Raw genomic sequence first — 2,687 nt, 5'->3', positions numbered from 1 at the left:
TGTGGTGTCTCAGAACGTTGGTTCCACGGCGTCCTCGAAGGTGAGCTGCTGCGGGATCGTGTCGAGTGGCTTCGGTGGCTGGTCGAACACGATGCGGTAGTCGCTGCCGGAGGTCCGGCTGATGGGTGGCCGGCCTCCGAGCGCGGAGTGCGGGCGCTCGTGGTTGTAGTAGTTGAGGAAGTCCGCGAGCGCGGCCCTGCGTTCCTGCTCGGAGGTGTAGTCGCGCACGTAGGCCCACTCGCGGGCCAGCGTCCCGTTGAACCTCTCCACCTTCCCGTTCGTCCGCGGCGTGTACGGCCTGGTGCGCTTGTGCTTCGTTCCCGTCACGACCAGGGCAGCGGCCCAGGCGCGAGAGCGGTAGCAGGAGCCGTTGTCGGTGAGGACGCGGCGGATCGGCGTGATGTCGTGGGCGGCGAAGAACGCGACGGAACGATGCCAGAACGCGGCTGCGGTCACGGCCTTCTCGTCGTTCAGAGCCTCGGTGTAGGCGAGCCGGGAGTGGTCGTCGATCGCCGTGTGCAGGTACGTGTAGCCGACCTTCCCGGTACCGGGACCGGTGCGCTTGGAGGCCCGTGCGGCTTCGGTGCCGCGGTCGTGCATTCGCCAGCCACCACCGGCGGGGATGCCACCGAGCTTCTTGACGTCGACGTGGACCAGGTCGCCAACCCGGTCGTGCTCGTAGCGGACGACTTCGCGCAGTTGCTCGCCGGTGGGCGGATCGAGGTCGCGCAGGCGGCTGAGCCCTCGCCGGACGAGGACTCGGTGCACGGTGGCCGGTGCCACGGTGATGCCGTGCAGCTTCTGCAGTTCGGCGGCGAGCCGGGCGGGCCCGTACTTGGTCTGGCGCCGCAGCGCCTCTACCAGATCGGCGATGTCCTCGCTCGTGCGGTTGGGGCTGGCGATGGGCCGGGAGGAGCGATCCGTCAGGCCGTCCTCGCCGTGGGCGAACCAGCGGGCGTACCACTTGGCCAGGCAGCGGCGGGAGATTCCTGCTTCTGCAGCGACGTGTGCGATCGGACGTCCGGCATCGACCCGCAGGCACAAGCGCAGACGTCCTTCAGGGGTCAGCGGTGCGTTCCGATGTCCCCTGCTGGTGGCGCTCCTGGACTCGGCGGCCGCGTTCACCGGGAGCCCCTGAGATCTCGGGGCTCCCGCATGAGCGGCTGTGTGTGGCGTCAGCGTGCGAACTTTTCGATCGCCTCCGGGGTGACGGGAGTGAAGAAGTTGACGAGGTTGCCGTCGGGGTCGCGGAACAACAGCGACCGGTTGCCCCAGGGCATCGTGGTGGGCTCGTTGACGAAGTCGGTGACGAAGCCGGTCAGGTTCTGGTGAACGCGGTCCACGTCGTCGACGAGGAACTCGGTGATCACGCTGTGGTTGTCCGCCGGGCGGGCAGAGCCAGGGGCGAACAGCGGGACAGTGCGGGTGCCGCCGATCGCGAGGGTTGCGCCCGCGGTCTTGAGTTCGGCGAAGTCCTCGGTGGCCCATATCGCCTGCATCCCTGTAGCTCGCTCGTAGAACTCGACGAGGCGCGCGACATCGCTGGTGATGATGCGGATCGAGACGAAGTCCATGGGAATCTCCTTGGCTGTGCTGGAGGCGTGCAGTCGCAGGCTAGGAGAAATAGTGGACAGAATCGGTCCTGTATTCGCGTTAGGCTGCGAACATGCCACGACCCACCGGCCGCGTGCTGACACTCCTGGAGCTGCTGCAGTCGGGCGGCACCCGGACTGTGGCCGAGCTCGCCGACCATCTCGGCGTCGAAGGGCGCACTGTGCGGCGGTATGTGGACCAGCTGATCGAGCTGGACGTGCCCGTGGAGTCGGTGCGCGGCCGCTACGGCGGGTACCGGCTGGCTCCCGGGTACCGCTTGCCTCCGCTCATGCTCAGCGACGACGAGGCGCTGGCCGTGCTGCTCGGCCTGGTCGCCGGCCGCCGGGCAGAGCTGACGACGACGGAGCGCACGGCAAACGAGACGGCGTCAGCGAAGATCCGGCGGGTGCTGCCCAAGCACATCGCCCGCCGGCTCGACACACTCCTGGAAGCTCTCGCCTTCACGGATCAGCCCGGCGAGTTGGACCACCCGGACGCCGGGCTCCTGCTCACCATCGCCGATGCGGTGCGCCACCGCCGACCGGTCTCGATCCGCTACACCGACCGCGACGGACGGCGCAGCGAACGCACACTGCACGCGTACGGGATCGTCGCCCATGCGGGCCGGTGGTACGTGACGGGCAAGGACGCCCAGGTCGGCGAGGACCGAACCTTCCGGCTCGATCGCATCGCAGCCGCGAGGGCCCTGCCCGGCTCATTCGAAGCGCCCGTGGGTCCCGGTCCGGCACAGCGCGTGTTGTCAGGATTCGCCACGGCCGAGTACAGGCATCAGGTCACCTTGCGGATCCACGGGACAGTTGAGCAGATCCGCGCCCACCTCCCCGCCAGCGTCGCGAGCCTGGAGGAGCACGAGCCCGCCGCTGGCCAGGACCCGGCGGCCGAGCACTGGCTGCGCGTCGAGCTACGGGCGCAGCGGCTCGACTGGTTGGCTCCGGTACTCGCCTCACTCGACCGGCCGTTCGTCATCGAGCGCTCCGATGAACTACGCGACCTCGTCATCGCGCTCGCCGATCGCCTCACGTCCTATGCCCGCCAAGCCTGACAGCGAGGAACCAATGTCATGAGACGGCACA

The 2,687-nt window shown here is 68.6% G+C and carries 2 protein-coding genes and 1 pseudogene; 1 reads left to right on the top strand and 2 read right to left on the bottom strand.

Annotated features, from left to right (window positions below):
• Positions 1–114: 114 nt before the first annotated feature.
• Positions 115–1,125: pseudogene (locus AB0D27_RS45310) on the bottom strand (IS481 family transposase); the annotation flags it as partial.
• A gap of 50 nt (positions 1,126–1,175) precedes the next feature.
• On the bottom strand, positions 1,176–1,574 hold the full coding sequence (locus AB0D27_RS45305; RefSeq protein WP_362521475.1) for a VOC family protein: 399 nt from the start codon (positions 1,572–1,574) through the stop codon (positions 1,176–1,178).
• Between the two features lie 92 nt (positions 1,575–1,666).
• Here AB0D27_RS45305 and AB0D27_RS45300 point away from each other — a divergent pair, with 92 nt between their 5' ends.
• A complete protein-coding gene (locus AB0D27_RS45300; protein ID WP_362521472.1) occupies positions 1,667–2,656 on the top strand; it encodes a YafY family protein in 990 nt (329 codons plus the stop codon).
• Positions 2,657–2,687 lie beyond the last annotated feature (31 nt).

The organism is Streptomyces sp. NPDC048415 (genome assembly GCF_040651675.1).
Lineage (GTDB): Bacteria > Actinomycetota > Actinomycetes > Streptomycetales > Streptomycetaceae > Streptomyces.
The sequence above is the reverse complement of the archived record's forward strand: the minus strand, read 5'-3'. Positions and strand labels throughout refer to the sequence as shown.